The 15,615-nt window shown below is 39.4% G+C and carries 12 protein-coding genes; 5 read left to right on the plus strand and 7 right to left on the minus strand.

Annotated elements, in window-relative coordinates; translation table 11 throughout:
• Positions 1-157 precede the first annotated feature (157 nt).
• Positions 158-445 carry a hypothetical protein gene (locus tag EAE30_RS14715; protein WP_030000947.1) on the minus strand — a complete coding sequence of 96 codons (288 nt, stop codon included), beginning with the start codon at positions 443-445 and terminating at the stop codon, positions 158-160.
• Positions 446-1,151: 706 nt separating this feature from the next.
• Here EAE30_RS14715 and abiEi point away from each other — a divergent pair.
• Positions 1,152-1,679 (plus strand): type IV toxin-antitoxin system AbiEi family antitoxin, encoded by a 528-nt coding sequence (gene abiEi / locus EAE30_RS14720; RefSeq protein WP_162808942.1) that lies wholly within the window; start codon positions 1,152-1,154, stop codon positions 1,677-1,679.
• A 119-nt stretch (positions 1,680-1,798) separates the two neighbouring features.
• Here abiEi and EAE30_RS14725 read toward each other — a convergent pair whose 3' ends face one another.
• The 4 genes from EAE30_RS14725 to EAE30_RS14745 form a co-directional block, all read right to left on the minus strand.
• Positions 1,799-2,812 carry a restriction endonuclease gene (locus tag EAE30_RS14725; RefSeq protein WP_025501041.1) on the minus strand — a complete coding sequence of 338 codons (1,014 nt, stop codon included), beginning with the start codon at positions 2,810-2,812 and terminating at the stop codon, positions 1,799-1,801.
• A 66-nt stretch (positions 2,813-2,878) separates the two neighbouring features.
• Positions 2,879-5,197, minus strand: coding sequence for an AAA family ATPase (locus EAE30_RS14730; RefSeq protein ID WP_123016601.1), 2,319 nt, complete (start codon positions 5,195-5,197; stop codon positions 2,879-2,881).
• Positions 5,198-5,495: 298 nt separating this feature from the next.
• Complete coding sequence (locus EAE30_RS14735) at positions 5,496-6,209, minus strand: hypothetical protein (protein ID WP_025607893.1); 714 nt, start codon at positions 6,207-6,209, stop codon at positions 5,496-5,498.
• 443 nt (positions 6,210-6,652) lie between these two features.
• A complete protein-coding gene (locus EAE30_RS14745; RefSeq protein ID WP_164711871.1) occupies positions 6,653-8,029 on the minus strand; it encodes a GGDEF domain-containing protein in 1,377 nt (458 codons plus the stop codon).
• A 1,812-nt stretch (positions 8,030-9,841) separates the two neighbouring features.
• Between EAE30_RS14745 and EAE30_RS14750 the strand changes: the two genes are divergently transcribed.
• Positions 9,842-10,228, plus strand: a complete 387-nt coding sequence (locus tag EAE30_RS14750; RefSeq protein WP_030000950.1) for an HVO_A0114 family putative DNA-binding protein — start codon at positions 9,842-9,844, stop codon at positions 10,226-10,228.
• A 79-nt stretch (positions 10,229-10,307) separates the two neighbouring features.
• On the opposite strand, the gene EAE30_RS14755 is transcribed toward EAE30_RS14750, so the two are convergent.
• Entirely contained in the window at positions 10,308-10,529 is a 222-nt protein-coding gene (locus EAE30_RS14755) for a hypothetical protein (RefSeq protein WP_114793721.1), read from the minus strand.
• A gap of 206 nt (positions 10,530-10,735) precedes the next feature.
• A complete protein-coding gene (locus EAE30_RS14760; RefSeq protein WP_114793723.1) occupies positions 10,736-12,106 on the minus strand; it encodes a Fic family protein in 1,371 nt (456 codons plus the stop codon).
• A gap of 291 nt (positions 12,107-12,397) precedes the next feature.
• Here EAE30_RS14760 and EAE30_RS14765 point away from each other — a divergent pair, with 291 nt between their 5' ends.
• The 3 genes from EAE30_RS14765 (at position 12,398) to EAE30_RS14780 (ending at position 15,507) form a co-directional block, all read left to right on the plus strand.
• Positions 12,398-13,174 (plus strand): metallophosphoesterase, encoded by a 777-nt coding sequence (locus EAE30_RS14765; RefSeq protein ID WP_114793720.1) that lies wholly within the window; start codon positions 12,398-12,400, stop codon positions 13,172-13,174.
• Between the two features lie 504 nt (positions 13,175-13,678).
• Positions 13,679-15,040, plus strand: coding sequence for a type II toxin-antitoxin system HipA family toxin (locus tag EAE30_RS14775; protein ID WP_162808813.1), 1,362 nt, complete (start codon positions 13,679-13,681; stop codon positions 15,038-15,040).
• Positions 15,025-15,507, plus strand: a complete 483-nt coding sequence (locus tag EAE30_RS14780) for a helix-turn-helix transcriptional regulator (RefSeq protein ID WP_114793718.1) — start codon at positions 15,025-15,027, stop codon at positions 15,505-15,507. Before EAE30_RS14775 ends, EAE30_RS14780 begins: the two co-directional genes overlap by 16 nt.
• Positions 15,508-15,615 lie beyond the last annotated feature (108 nt).

Genomic DNA, 15,615 nt, shown 5'->3' on the forward strand with positions numbered 1-15,615 from the left:
TGCCACTACTGACACTTTCAATGCCAGCATTGGCACATTGATTGCCAATCTTGGCAAATTCTCTTGCCACCTGCTTTAATGACGGAATTTTTAAGGCTTTTATCACTTGCCTGATACAAGTCCATAGGCTTTAACGTTGTGCAAAAAAAGAACAACGTTAGAACACGTTGAATGTCTCATTTTTTCTTGACTTATAACGGTTACAACCATATAAGCCAGGCACTCGGCATTCTTTCTCTTCCTTAATAGGTTGTCTTTTTAAACGAACTTGAGGAACATTGTTCTTTTCATCTAAATTAATAGAGTTTGCTCTACGTAATGCTTCTTCATCCGAAATATCATTATAAACGACTTGAAATCTATTTGGCTTAGTTTCACGTTCTTCTCTTGCAGATAGATAACTCATTTCACGATTACGTTTAGAATAAACCAAAACTTGAGACATATCGACAACCCTCTTGATATATATAGATAAATTCAATGACTATTATATTTATCAAGTAATATTCTCTTTGTAAAGGACCTTTAATCACTATTTTAAAAATCACATTAACATTTAATTATTAAATAAAAACCGTTTGTTTTTTTAATTATTAAATTAGAAAAATAATAATTAGTTAAACTTCTACCTAAAAATGAAAAAGATCAGATTCTGGGCTATTAGTGTTGCGATTTCTCTCCTCAAAGAACCACATATTCATCACTATGAATTCTCGGTTAGGATCCTAACCGAGAATGAGCATCGGAGTCTGGCCGCGATTAGTGATTCTATTTCCCAAGCCTCATAGCAACCGCATTCATCACTACAAATTCCGAGTTAGGATCCTAACCGAAAATACACATCGGAATCTGGCTACGATTAGTGCTTCGGTTTCCCTAGCCTCACAGCAACCACATTCATCACTACGTATTCCACGTTAGGATCCTAACCAAGAATGAATATCGGAATCTGGCTGCGCTTAGTACAGCTATTTCCCCTAGTCTCAAAGTAACCATATTCATCCCAAAAATTCCGAGTTAGGATCCTAACTCGGAAAAACAAGTCAGGAATCACTAGGCTATCAGCGACTACCGATGTGCTTTAGCCTCAATCACAAGTAGACAAAAATATATGCTAAAATTACTTTTTATGACTACTTATAAGTATTGAAGTGAAGATTAAGACCGCTTTGGAGCGTCTGTATAAGTTTGACAAGCGAGGCATACACGTTTATCGAAAAAGTGACCTCAGGAGGTTATTTTTTGATGATTCACTTACAGCATTCCAGCAAAGTTTACCTCGTTTGGTGAAAGCTGGAGTACTAGAGCGGGTGTGCAACGGGGTTTATGTATTCTCATACAGTCGTCATAAGGACGGTTATACCATTGAATACATTGCTAAATGCTTGCGACGAGGAGAGTACAACTACATCTCTCTAGAATCGGCACTCTCAGAATACAGTGTTATTTCCCAAGTAATGCTTGATCGAATTACGATCATGACGACTGGACGCAAGGGAGAGTTTAAGACACCTTACGGCGTTATCGAGTTCACACATACGAAGCGTGATGCTATTGATATTATCAACAATACTATAACTTCAGATCGGCCTCTGCGAATTGCGAAAAAAGAAGCTGCGATTCGAGATTTGAAAAGGGTTGGAAGAAACACGCACTTAATAGTGACGAATCACAAGTAGGCAGATGCTGGTACTCCCAAAAACCACACAACTCACTTTTGGACAGAAACGAGTTAGATGTATAACTCCAATCCGTTTCTGTCAGATTAGAAAAAGTATGTTGAAGCTATAGTTGTATGTTATATCCTGATAACTCCTGAACCTGGAGTTCTCAGCGCTTTTATCCATTCAGAAACCTTTTCCCCATTAACTTCCTTAATTGGGTAGCTTCGAGCTGAAATAGTAGTCCTAGCCCCTGGACTAAATTCTGATGTGGTAACTAGTAAGCCCGTTGTTGCTTTCGCTTCTAAAACGTCTGCATATAAGCCTTTTATTGTTACTTTATCGATCTTCGACTTATACCGTTTGCATTGAATGATAAATTCAGGGTGTATTTGAGCAGAATCATTCCAAACACGAACATCAACACCGTCATCATTGGTACCAGGTCCAAGTTCAACTTTATATCCTGATTGACTAAAACACTCACTAATTAATTCTTCGAATTTTCGCCAGTGGATTTCACCCAATTTAGCCAAGTTATTCGACAGGTAATTGATGAAGCGTTGATCTAAGAAAGTGCCATGTGAAACTACAGGTTGATGTTTCTCGAATAAATCATTTAGATCGACTATATCTTTCCATTCTTCCCACCTCCCTGCAGTATGAGGGCTATTCTGAAAATGAGCGTCGTACATTTTCATCAATTCAATAAGGTCACTCGCTCCAGTTTTTCCGTACCTTTCCATTGCTTCAGCTAGCATTGGCATAGGATCAACAGAGCTTTGACCGTTTTTTACTGCTAGTTCTACACCCAGTCTATAATGTTTACTGTAAATATTTTGAAGATCAGTAATGTAATCTAAACCTTTTTCTTTCATTGCTCTTATGAAGAACTGTGATTGTGTAAACAATCCTTGTCTTGGGGTATCAGTAACACCAACCTTATATAAAAGTTGGTAATATAAATCCTCGTAATCTTCAGAGCGAATAGCAAGCCCATTACCTTCAGATCTCAATATATCATCAGCATATCCAGTACCTGACAGTAAATCGCACATCTGTTCAATTGAACTAGCTAAACCTGCTTTGTAACCTATTATCTCATGGAGATGATCGGCAAGGTCACCAGGAGAAAACCAAATTCTTGCCATAATTCCTCGTAATTCACTGGAGGGTATAACGTTGCATCAAGACGTGAACAACGCAATCAACCAACCTTAAGCTGTTACTACCGCTTCCATTTCATTGTAATGGTGCTCATCTATTGTCTTAACCATGTCTAGGATTGTGTTCAAAATAGCGGGTGATTCACCTAACAAGTTATCTGCATTATCTTCCAGTTCTATCTCTTGGTTATGCGAGTACTTGTTTATAAAGCGATATACTTTTTCAACATCCTCTGACTTGATATCTGAATACCCTCGCGTACCATCATCTACCAACTGCCTAAAGTTACTTCTCTTCTTAGGGAGCTTGAAGCACAAGAATGATTCGAGTAGTTTTCTCGATAAGTTTGCGCACAGGTATACTTCATCAAGATCCAAATTCGCTTTGTCTTTGAATGAATACAGCTTTGAGAATAAGTAGTGATACTCAGAGTTGTACTCCGTCAACGTACCGCCAGCACTTACAATTTTAGATTTTCGAACACCGTCACACGTACTTTCAATTGTATATGCTCTTGATTTAATTATTGGGTCTTTACCCTTGGGGAATTTATTCTTCTTGAGTACCCAATCTCTGACTAACTTGAAGTACGAGAAGTTATGTGTCATTACAAATAGCTGTTTAGCGTTCTCGCAGTGCTTTTTCAAAAATGAATACGAATGGAACAAGTGGTTTGAATCAAAGCTAGATACTGGGTCATCAACAACCACTATAGTTTCTTTGATATCGTTATCATGCTCTTTAAGTTTTGTCACAAAATACACGAATGCTATTGCTGTTTTCTCACCTTCACTCAAGTTATTAGCCAGCTTACCAGTGCCATTACGAGATATTTTGTACCCTTTCTCTTTAGCATCAAACTCTAGCTTAAGTTCTGTACGCCCCAAGAACTTAGCAAGCTCATCATTGAAAGGGTCTACCGCAATAGATTCATTTGACAGCTCAGCCTCAAGCCTTACTACCTCTGTATTGATAGCTGTAATTTCATCACTTACTTTCTTAGCTTTATCCTGCTCCGCTTTTAACGCCTTTTTCTTCATGTCATAGTCGAAATCAATAACTTTCTCCGCAGCATAATGTAGCTCAAGAGCTTGTTTGTGTGTCGCTGTCACAGCTTGGAAATTACCTGACTTGTCATTATGCTCTTTCACACAAGCATTGATACTTTCAACAGCATTGTTGTATTCATCAATAAGACTCTGAGGGACATTTACAACTACCATAGAAACATCAAAAGGGTCATTTGTTTTCTGGACGAGGCAATCTTCCCAGCCCTTTACAATGTCTGAAACTTTTCTTCTAATTTCGTCGAGTGGAGCTATAGCTTTTTTATAAGCAGCTTGAAACTCTTCGAAAAAAGAATCTACAGCTGGAAGATCGATTTCTGGTAACGACTTGCAGTACTTGTCAGCTTGCGCAATTTCTTCCTTTAACAGTTTAAAGGCCTCGCTAAAGTGATTATTCAACGAAGTCAACCTAGACTCAGTTAGCGTACTTCCACAAAAGTGACACTCATTTGATTCATGCTTTTCGTGCAAACTTATACCAGTAGACACCCACGTTTGGACATCAGGGTTTTCTTTTAAAAAATCTATTACCTCATTTACAGCGGTCTTCTGCATTAATGCTTTCAGTGCATTAAAATCACTTTCAAAAAAGTCTGTTTGTATAGGTGAAATCGACAAAGAAATTTTTGGTTTTTCAACAGGAGAGGCAGATTTCGTATGATGAACAATGTCTTCCTCTGAAAGTACTGAGTCTGTGTCACTAACCCCCGTTGGGTCGGAAGTGATTAATTTCTCAAGTGACGTTTTGTTGTAGTTCAAATACTTACGGTCATCTGTTCCAATCACTTTCAAGCTTATCTTGATGCTCTTCGCCGTATCTGAGAGGAACTTATTAATTTCGGCTTCTAAATCACTGGCGGTCTTGGTGGCACTCTTCGACTCCTCTCGTTTTTGCTTCAACTCATTTTTCTTTTGGTCAAGTTGCTTACGCTCTGAGATTTTCTGTTTATCAACTAGAAGTATGCTCTTAACCGTACCGCTCCAATCAATGTTTTCTTGAATAAAGTCATTATTAAACGTTCGAACGTTGAGTGGATTGGTCTCGATATTAGCTTGTGTCAAAGTATTTACATTCGTTCCGTCAGTACTGTACTCAATATCAAAAGACGGAGTTTCATACGACAAGCTATTCAAAGACTTATTCTCAATACTTCTAAACAATCTTGAAAGCGTTGACTTTCCAGAGCCGTTCCATCCATAAATAAGATTAAACCTCACAAACTCATCACACCCAACATTCGTATGGTTCTCGTAGATTCCAAACGAACGAAGGCTCTTTATCTTACTGATACCATTAATCATTCGTGTCTATCCGCATATGGTTGATTTTCCAACTATCTCAACCATAGCCAGCATATGGACAATTTCAGTGATACATATCCAAAATCCAACTAAAACAATATATTTCATTCGGTTACTAACAGTTCTGTCAGTGTAGGAAAAAGGACAAGCGATGAGTTCTGGTCTTGCCTTTCATAAGTTCAAGTATTGAAAATGACTTTCTTACAACTTAGAAAGGGATAGTGGTAACAAGAAATGGGGCAATGATGAGTCAGCTAGGAAGAACAACTGACTCAAAGTGGACTAGTTAAGTTAACACTTAGCTATAGTTGTCATGATAGCCATCGATTGCTGGATGGTACTGTCTATCGTTTTCGAGGTCTAATGCTGTAGTTCTTTCATCATAGACATGGTTATTTACATATTCTCCATCGATGAAAAAGAATTCACGGTAGCAAGAGCCAAATTTCGAACCTATGCGCTCTTTCGCAATTTCATTAGCGTCTTCAATAGTCCAAGGATTGTTTCTGTTTCGTAAGAACTCAACACAGATGTATCCCCACTGGTGTAATTGCGAACCATAGCCTATATCCAAGTCACGGTGTTTAACTTCAGCGAAACTTAGTATCCTTGCACCTATATCGGTTGCAAAGCCTTTATCGAGATACTCGGCCTTAAAGTTACGTCTAATAAGTTTGGGAGTGGTGCCTTCATACTCTAGCTCATTTACCATCAAATCATCATCAAATATAACCAATAGAGAGCTGTTTTGATTTGGATTAAGCTGTTTACCTCTATTCCCCTGAGCCATAGCGAACTCTTGATTAACCCCATCCATACCTTTATTTGCATTAACTATATTAGCTCTATGATTGTTAGCTTTTTTCGAATGCTGTAATAGTGAATGGTAGTTAGGGAAGCCAACTTCTCGTGCTGCTAATTCAAGTGCTTGGGTGTGCTTAACACCTAGTTCAACTTGAATCTTTTTAGCTAATTTCTTGACATTTGAAATGAAAGATTGAGTAATATTCATGATCTTATATACCTAGACGAAAAGCTAAGTAAATCCACTCCTAATTTTCTTCTTCCCGCCGAAATAAATAAGAAAAAAATATATAATTTAGGGTTATGGTTCTCGAAAGAGTTTGCCTTATTGGAGTGAGCAGGCTTCCATCCAGCCTTAATTTAACAATTTATCTCATACTAACTCATTAGTCAAACTAACAAAACCCATACCTTGAGGCATCACTTGGATAACAAAATCTAGTTCAAACTTCCATGATGAGATTGAACGAATCATCATTGCTAGCAAGGTTTGGGGCAAATTTGAGTTGCGCGGCCCTACTAGTGCTTGTGCACTGTGAAGGGGCTGGACAAAACGGGGTTGATGATTTGCTAAGTTAGCATTTGGAGCATTAACTGTGTCCAATTGCAAAATAGTATTCAACGTGACTAGATTATAAAAACTGGGATGCATCACGTTCCAAATTGGCATTTATTGATTATTTCTCCAATACAGACTTGATTGCGACCATTTTCTTTTGCTGTATACAAAGCCTTGTCAGCTAGTTTGAAAACCTCATCAGCACTATTAGCTTGAGATAAACTAGAACAACCAATTGATACCGAAATGTGTGTGTGTGAAGTTACTTCCAAGATAGGACTTAAATTTTTTTCACATACTTTCTTTCTAAGCTTCTCCGCTATCTGGGCAGCTTCATGTAGTTCGCACTGCAATAACACTACAACAAACTCCTCACCACCGTAGCGATATACAGAATCTGTATTACGTATATTAGCCTTTAAGGTCTGAGCAACCGTTTTAAGCACGTTATCACCAACTAAATGCCCATATGTGTCATTAAATGTCTTAAAATGATCGACATCTATCAATAAAACTGAAATTTCCTTTTTTTGTTCTGGACGTTTGTTTACAAGAAGGCTCATATCTTTATCTAAGGCCATTCTATTATTTACATTCGTTAGCTTATCCGTAATAGCGCTAACAGAAAGCTCTTCTTCTAATGCTCTCCGTTGCTTGTCATACTGCTCATATGACACCGCACTTACTAACATAATGAGAATGAAACAAAAACATACTGAAACGACATATAGAGCAATCGCCTTTTCTTGTTCTTGTATATGAGTGATTGTGTACCCACCAACTAAGAATATCCCCCCACCTATAATCAATTGCCAACGAACAATACGGGCACCAAAAGTAGGAGCAAGCAATGCGTGTACAATGCCTTTGTTAGACTCTAAGCATATGGTTGAAATACTCAGCACCATTCCTAATACAGTCGTTGTAGGAGACATTTGGCCATAAAAATTATCAACGTTGTAGAGGTATCCGATCACCGATAGTAGTGGTAAAAAAATGGAGCAAATCGCTATCACTTGTGTGAGGTAGCAAAACCGTTGCCTTAACATGAAAACCAATGCAATGAAGATGGAGCTAAGCATGTATGTGGTGTTACTACCCATTTTCATCGGTGCAGACATGTTTAGTAAGTGGGAAAAAGTAGCATTCAGGCTAAGGATTTCATCGACAATGTTATTTCCCGTCAATTCTTGCTGAAGACGTGTAACCAAACAAATACCAGCAAAGACTAATAAAAATCCAGCCCACTTAGTCGATGTTCTTATTAAAACACCAGCTAGTGACAACACTAGTAGCATTATAGTGGTCAAGGGATGAGTCGCGGGACCATTAGCGACTGGACGATAAATCCATTCCAACTCAAGAAAGTAAGAAAGGATAAGTAGAGAACAAACAAGCAATACGCAACCATACCCAATAATACTGAGCTTCAACGCTTTGCTAATAAGATTCTGTTTTTTGGACTGCATGTGTAGTCGCTCGTTTAGTGTAAGCTGCATTTTAAGTAGCTTAGTTTAATAATTAGCCCACGATATGCAACCAGGCGGAACATACCAATGTGCTGTTTCACCCATTGTGAACGAATTTATGAGTCTCATTTACAACTCATCAAAGATCATTATGACATTAGGAAAAGTAAGCTGAAGAGCGACTGGCGGCATTATTTAAGAAACAAGCTCTGACAAACTTTGGGGCAGAAACGAGTCTAACCGAAGCATGTCTATAAAATCGGTGGCTATTCAGATATCGTTGTTTCACTTGACTTCTCGATCATGAAAGCGGCGTCGTCTGGTATTGTTGTTTTCCTTGGCCTCTAAGATAGATTTTTGAACCTTCCCCAACGATGTTTATGATCGGTCAAAGGTTACGTGATCGAAAAATGTCACATTTTCCATTACTATCAGTGATTTAATGACCATTTGCAGTACTTTGGCATCGTTGTTCTTCTATTCTATCTAACCACTCACGTATCTCGTTCTGCTCGCTCCTGCACCTTGGCTTTTATGGATACGATCGCTCGTAGACCACAGAAAATTGTTTCTTGAGATCGCACGCACACCAAGAGCCTTTAAAGAAATAATAAATTAAATACAATAGCTTACAGACACACCCATCTAGAAGAGGATCACTCCTAGACCATAGAAATCTGCTTTTAGAGATCGCTCGTAGACCTTAGGTCGCTGAATCGAAAGGGGTTCGATGAGAATAGGACATCGTTGTTTCTCTTGACCTCTCGATCATGAAAGTGGCATTCACTGGTATCGTTGTTTTCCTTGACCTCTAAGATAGATTTTTGAATCGTTACCCAACGATGTTTATGATCGGTCAAAGGTTACGTCATCGCAACATATCACAATTCCCATTACTATCAGTCAGTTAATGACCATGTGCAGTACTTTGGCATCGTTGTTCTTCTATTCTATCTAACCACTCACGTATCTCGTTCTGCTCGCTCCTGCACCTGGGCTTTTATGGAGAGGATCGCTCATAGACCACAGAAAATTGTTTCTTGAGATCGCACGTAGACCAAGATCCTTTAAAGAAATAATAAATCAAATACAATAACTTAAAGACATACCTATCTAGAAGAGGATCACTCCTAGACCATAGAAATTTGCTTTTAGAGATCGCTCGTAGACCTTAGGTCGCTGAATCGCAAGGGGGTCGATGAGAATAGGACATCGTTGTTTCTCTTGACCTCTCGATCATGAAAGTGGCGTCCTCTGGTATCGTTGTTTTCCTTGACCTCTAAGATATATTTTTGAATCGTTACCCAACGATGTTTATGATCGATCAAAGGTTACGTGATCGTAAAATATTATAATTTCTATTATTATCAGTGAGTTAATGAGTATTTATAGTACTTTGGTATAGTTGTTCTTCTATTCTCTCTAACCACTCACGTATCTCGTTCTGCTCGCTCCTGCACCTCGGCTTTTATGGATACGATCGCTCGTAGACCACAGAAAATTGCTTCTTGATATCGCACGTAGACCAAGATCCTTTTTAAGAAATAATAACTTAAATACAATAGGTTATGGTCGCATCCATCAGGAGAGGATCACTCCTAGACCATAGAAATTTGCTTTTAGAGATCGCTCGTAGACCTTAGGTCGCTGAATCGAAAGGGGTTCGATGAGAATTGGACATCGTTGTTTCTCTTGACCTCTCGATCATGAAAGTGGCATCCATTCGCATAGCAATTATAACTATCCACTTTTTCTTTCAGAACAGCGTCGTATACACTAGGGTTCTATTACTTCGTTCTGAGAAGGATACTCATGAAAGCTCGCATTGGGGTTGCATCGGAAGATCTCATTCGTAGGCATATGATTAATTTGGCCGCAGGCAACATTAACTATAGCAAGAATCTCCCCACTTTTTGGTTCACGTCACTAAATGAAGCTTCAAAGCTACTATGTAATGAGAATATCGAATTAATGCTTCTGATCAGTAGAGAAAAGCCTGAAAATCTAGCTGAGCTTGCAGAGATTAGCGGTCATCATATCCGCGAACTCTCACGAACACTCGATGACTTATCATCAAAAGGATTCATCCAGTTCGTGGAAAAAGGCAGCGCTTGCCTCCCTATTGCTGTATTTACTGACTTTGAGATTATTCTCGGCAAAGAATTAGAGAATACACTGCAAGAAAGCTATTGTGCATGATGTCCACCACTCGTTTCTGCGGCGCATGCCGCTTACTTAGCACAGCTTTATGCTGTGCAGACTCGAATGGTGATTGTTCTTAATACTTCCCGTCTAGGCCAAATTGGTAGTCACCGACGCTCTCTTCCAGTTCTATTTTGAGGACTTCAGTTACTTCAACCAGCTTATCAGTATTGGTAGAGATAGCGTGATCAAGCAAGCCAAGAAATCCATTTAGCGCAACCTCACTATCCTTTGATTCAGCTTGCTCGTTATCACTTCTTGTAGCCTTAGCCTCGTTTTTCCTATCAGCCTCGCTCATAAAAATGCCTGCCGTACACACAGCTGTAGCACAATTACACTCTCGCCAGCCTCTTAGAAGTTTCTTCAGTAAAAATCTTAATTCTTTACAAGAAAAACAGTTAATTTCAGACAGTTACAAACCACTAAGATTTAGACACTAAAAGTTAGTGTCTAAATCTTAGTGGCAATTCAAACGAACACGGTGCCTTGTTCAAATTTCAATTTTCACGCTAAGAAATATTCTGTGGATTTACCAATTTTCTCAGATTTTAGAATTCCTGCTGTAGCCATACCGTCAAGTTTTTGCTTCGCGCTGTTGTAGCTAATACCTAGTAAACTTTCGACTTCCCTCGCTGTTACCGTTGGCTTTTTACGGTAACGAGGCTCACCAGACACAAACCCGATGATCTTTCTCTCAATATCTTCTAAACCAGAATATCGCTCTTCCAACTCCTGCATTCGATGTGCCGCTCGTTCATAAACGGAAACAAACTCATCAATGGCGCGACTGATAACTTTCAGCTGATATTTAATAAAGTACGTTAGGTCTAAGTTATCGTGCTCCGTATCTAGATAGCTCATACCATATTGAATTGGAGCTTTTTTAAGCAATGCAGATATCGCAATATAACGGAAGCCTGTATAACCAGATTTAAACATATACCAGTAAAACAAAGCCCTAGCGACTCTCCCGTTACCATCTCGAAACGGGTGAACATAACCGATGACAAAGTGAAGTGTGATGGCTTGAATAACAGGATGAACACCGCTGCCATTAGCATTTAACCAATTCACGACCCGAGTGAGCAACCTTTCAATGTCATCGTGTTTAGGTGGTTGATGAACAACCTCCCCTTCAGCATCAACAACCGCAACATCATCCGTCGCTCTAAATAAGCCTGAGGTATATTTTTCTTGCTCTAGCGTTTTTGTTCCAGCGCTGTGTAAATTTCTGATTAACTCAATGCTGAACGGTTCATCCCTAAGCTCCCAAGCGATTTGCATTAAGTCAAAATTTCCAAAAATCATTCGTTCATCGTCAGTACGAGGCTTCCTTTTTTTTCTAATCATTTCTTTCGCAAGGATTGTCGTCGTAGCAGCGCCCTCCAATTGACTACTCGATATCGCTTCATCATCCACAAGGTTATTCGCTAAATGCTCAAAATGCGCCCGCTCACCAATTTGCTCTAGGATACCCAGCATAGCGCTATGCGTAGTATGTCGATCAATCTGTGATAACACGCGACCAAACTCGTGCAAGTTATTGTATCTGCAATGCTGTATATAGTCAGGAGAGTTTAATAGTGCTTGAATCACTTGTTCAGGTAAGCCAGGAGGCAATGGCTTGTCTTCTAATGGTGTTAGCTCAATCAAAGTTCTATCTCGGGACAAACGAGTTAGCCACCAACAATACTTGACTTCCAAGCCAGACTTTACCCTACGCCTAAACTCATTAAATGAATGGTAATCATCAGATAATGGATTGATGAAATCTGCATAGTCATTAGGGTTAAGCCCTTGATTACCAATCTCAAACAAAACGTCACCAATCGTCCTAAACGGACACTCTGGCGGTGATAAATACTTACCTGACATGATTTTCATCTCAAAATCTAACAATTATGAGATCAGATTAATTAAGATTGCGTGATTTTGCTAGTTTTAATCACCCACGCCTGTGATGTTCATCTGTACTTTCGCTTGTACCTATCTTCCTGAAGAAAGCATGGCTCAAGTTAAATAGCATTCACATAGCTAATGGAGAAAAGCAATAGTGGGCAGTTTTTGCTATTCCAAAATGAACTGCTTGCCAATTCTGCATCTTCTCAAGATATACTATTCGAAACCGAGGCTTCGGCTTCTACAACCCCCTATTAGGTGGATAAATTGAAATTTTACGCGGTATCTGATTTGCACTTAGATTTACACGGCATCCATCGAAGCTTCTGGCATAACTTCGATAATGACGCTGTCTTGATTATTGCAGGTGATACCGCCAATGCGCTCAATGGCATTGCGTATGTAAAAAATGTTATTTGCTCTTACTTTAGAGCCGTTGTCCTCGTTGCAGGAAATCACGAGTGGTACAGCAGTAAAAGTAAATCTTACCGTTCTGGCTATCTGCACAAACAAGATTCAATAAGCTCCACAGACAGTAGATCGTCCCCAATAGCAAAGCTTAAGGTGCATAGTGACACAACTAAGAATTTGTTTTTTCTGGATAATGAGTCAATAGATTTAGATGGATGTCGCATTTATGGAGGAACTCTTTGGTTTCCTATCCACACATACTCGTCTGCACTGATTGATGCGTACTCAGAACTGATGAATGATACAAAGTACATCAGCCATCAAATGATTGAAGAGCAGTACAAAGCGTTCGTTAATAACCTCCCAGAAAAAGTTGATCTTGTTGTTTCACATCATCTTCCTTCCAAAGAAGCTTTCGCCGTAGAAGCAAATGCCAACAGTGTTTATGCTCCTTACTACCATGCAGGGTTGAGTAATGCGTTGATCTCAAGAGCTAGGTATTGGGTGGCAGGACATCAACATGATGCAGTAGAGAAAGTCATTGCGGACGGTAGGACCACATTTATTTGTAACCCCAAGGGTTCAGTTCGCTTAGCCAGTGGATTACTTACTAATAAAGCTCATTACCTATAAGAGCTAGCCAGCAATAAACTTCGGCATCTGAAAGTCCGCTAGGGCTTTCTCACTTCACTAATTGCTCACCTTGTGAATAAGACCCTAGGAATTATGTACAGGTTCATCATCTATCTGCACAGCAAACAACACTTTTACGCGCATTAAAAAGTAACGTTCAAACACTTTTACGCGCATTAAAGTGTATTAACTGTATTTTTGTATGTAGCAGCCATTCTTAATCTCCTCATTCACTTTGTTCATTTAAGGCAACTGTTCATTTATTATGAACAACCTGCATAACTGAACAAATAATTAACTCCCCACTCCCTATCGCAGCTTTCGTAGCTTTCGTAGCTAAAATAATCCATTCTGCTCATCAACAATTTTGACTTACAAGCTATGCGTAATCATTTACTCATAAAGAACCTCGCCACACATAAATGTGTAAACTTTTACTCATAACTTGAAAAAAAATGACTTTAAGAGTAAAGTTTTACTCATTTATAAGTAGAGGTGTTGTCGATGGAAGAACTAACCGTACAAGCTTTTATCAGAGGTGAATGGATAGATATTGGTATCATCTCATTCCCTAAAAGTAGCCAACATAATTTCCGAGTGACTGAACTCAACTACCTCAGCGACTATGCGCTAGAACATCACGATAAAGATGACTTTCACGCGGTGTCACTAAACCACCCTGTCTCATTCTTTTTTGATGACATGGGTAAACCTGGATGGTTAAAGTTTCTAGACGATATTATGCCTAGTGGCGCTAGTAGACGATACTGGGTCAAACACCTAGATATTGAAGACCTTAGTTCTGATGAACAAGACTATGTTTTGCTCAAGTTTGGCACAATGTCGCCTATTGGTAACTTAAGAATAAAAGACTCTCTTCCTGAGCGCTACGAAGTAGCAGACAACCTCTACTTCTCTGTTGATGATGTTAAAAATCGAGCAGGTGATTTCCTCGACTATGCACAGCAAAGAGGGGCAGCCGCAGGTGGTGCAACAGGGGCAGGAGGTGAGGCGCCAAAGCTGATCCTCCGATGTGGTTTCGATCATGGATCTGGCAGCGAAAAAATATGGATTGATCCATACCAAGATGACAATAGTAACCACGACTTACATTACTTAGTAAAGTACCCTAGAGGCTCAAGAAGCACCATCGACTGTAATATTCTAAGAGCTGAGTTCTACTTCTACCACGAGCTAACTGAAATGGGAGTTGAAACGATCTCCACCGACGGTATGCGCTTGGAGGAAGGATTAAACTACCCTTCCTTGTGGCTTCCTCGATTTGACGTTCAAATTAATGAGCAACAAATAGAGAGATTTGGCATGGAATCTGTGTATTCCATTTTGAACAAAGGCGCTGGGGTCACTCTTGATCACGAAACAACAATCCGAACTCTCATAGAAAAAATTACTGAAAGCAATATGGTTAAACACCAAGGGTATAGGTTTGATACCCAAGCTTTCGTCATTGAATGGGTGAAGAGAGATCTACTCAACATCTTGTTTGGTAATAGTGATAACCATGGCAGAAACACTTCATTCTTAAAAGGTGATGGAGTCATAAAGCTTGCTCCCGTTTACGACTTCGCACCAATGAAAGCTGATCCTGAAGGTATTCCAAGAACAACAAAATGGAAAGCCCCACTAGAGGTTGGCGGAACTTACGACTTCGTAGGAATAGCGGACACCTTATCTGATCTCGTGCCAAAAGAAGTGTTATTACAAGAACTAGAGGTTACTGCAAGTAAATGCCTTGATTTAAAGCAGAGACTAGCATTACGAGGAGTACCAGAACAAATCTTAGAGATGCCAGCCGTTGGACTTAATCATATATCAGAAAAGCTCACTAAATGGGGGCTACTATGAATAAGCCAAGCAATAAAGAGTCCGTACAAGATACCGTTGCTCGTCTAAGAGCAAAGCGAAATCAACATCAGCCCAAGACTGGGACGGATACAACTCATTCGACCAAAGAACGATCGCAACTTAATACTCCGACTAGATCGAAAACCTCAAAAAACGCCAAAGCAGTAAGTGCAGCAGAACGCAAAACAGAGGCAAACAAAATCATCAAACACTTATTGCTTGGAGAGCTAACACAAGGCCAAGCGTTGAAAAGTTTACGCATTAATATACTGGGACTCAAACAGGATGTGTTCGCAAGACTTGTCGATGTCTCAAGAAAAACACTCTCAGATATAGAGAATGATCGGGGCAGCTACAATACAGAGATTCTCAACAAGGTATTCAAACCATTTGGCTTAAAAGTCGGAATGCTACCGTCTTCTCCCGATGTGTTAAAATCGCTACTAATAGATGGTGAGGCTGGGTAAAATACTCAGTATCAGCGCTCTTGCTTTAGATTAAATTGCTATAACAAGCTAGCATTTTTAAATGATTTAGTAATACATGGACGCGGGTTCAGTTCCTTTTGAAGCAGG

The sequence above is a fragment of the Vibrio zhugei genome (assembly GCF_003716875.1).
Classification (GTDB): domain Bacteria; phylum Pseudomonadota; class Gammaproteobacteria; order Enterobacterales; family Vibrionaceae; genus Vibrio; species Vibrio zhugei.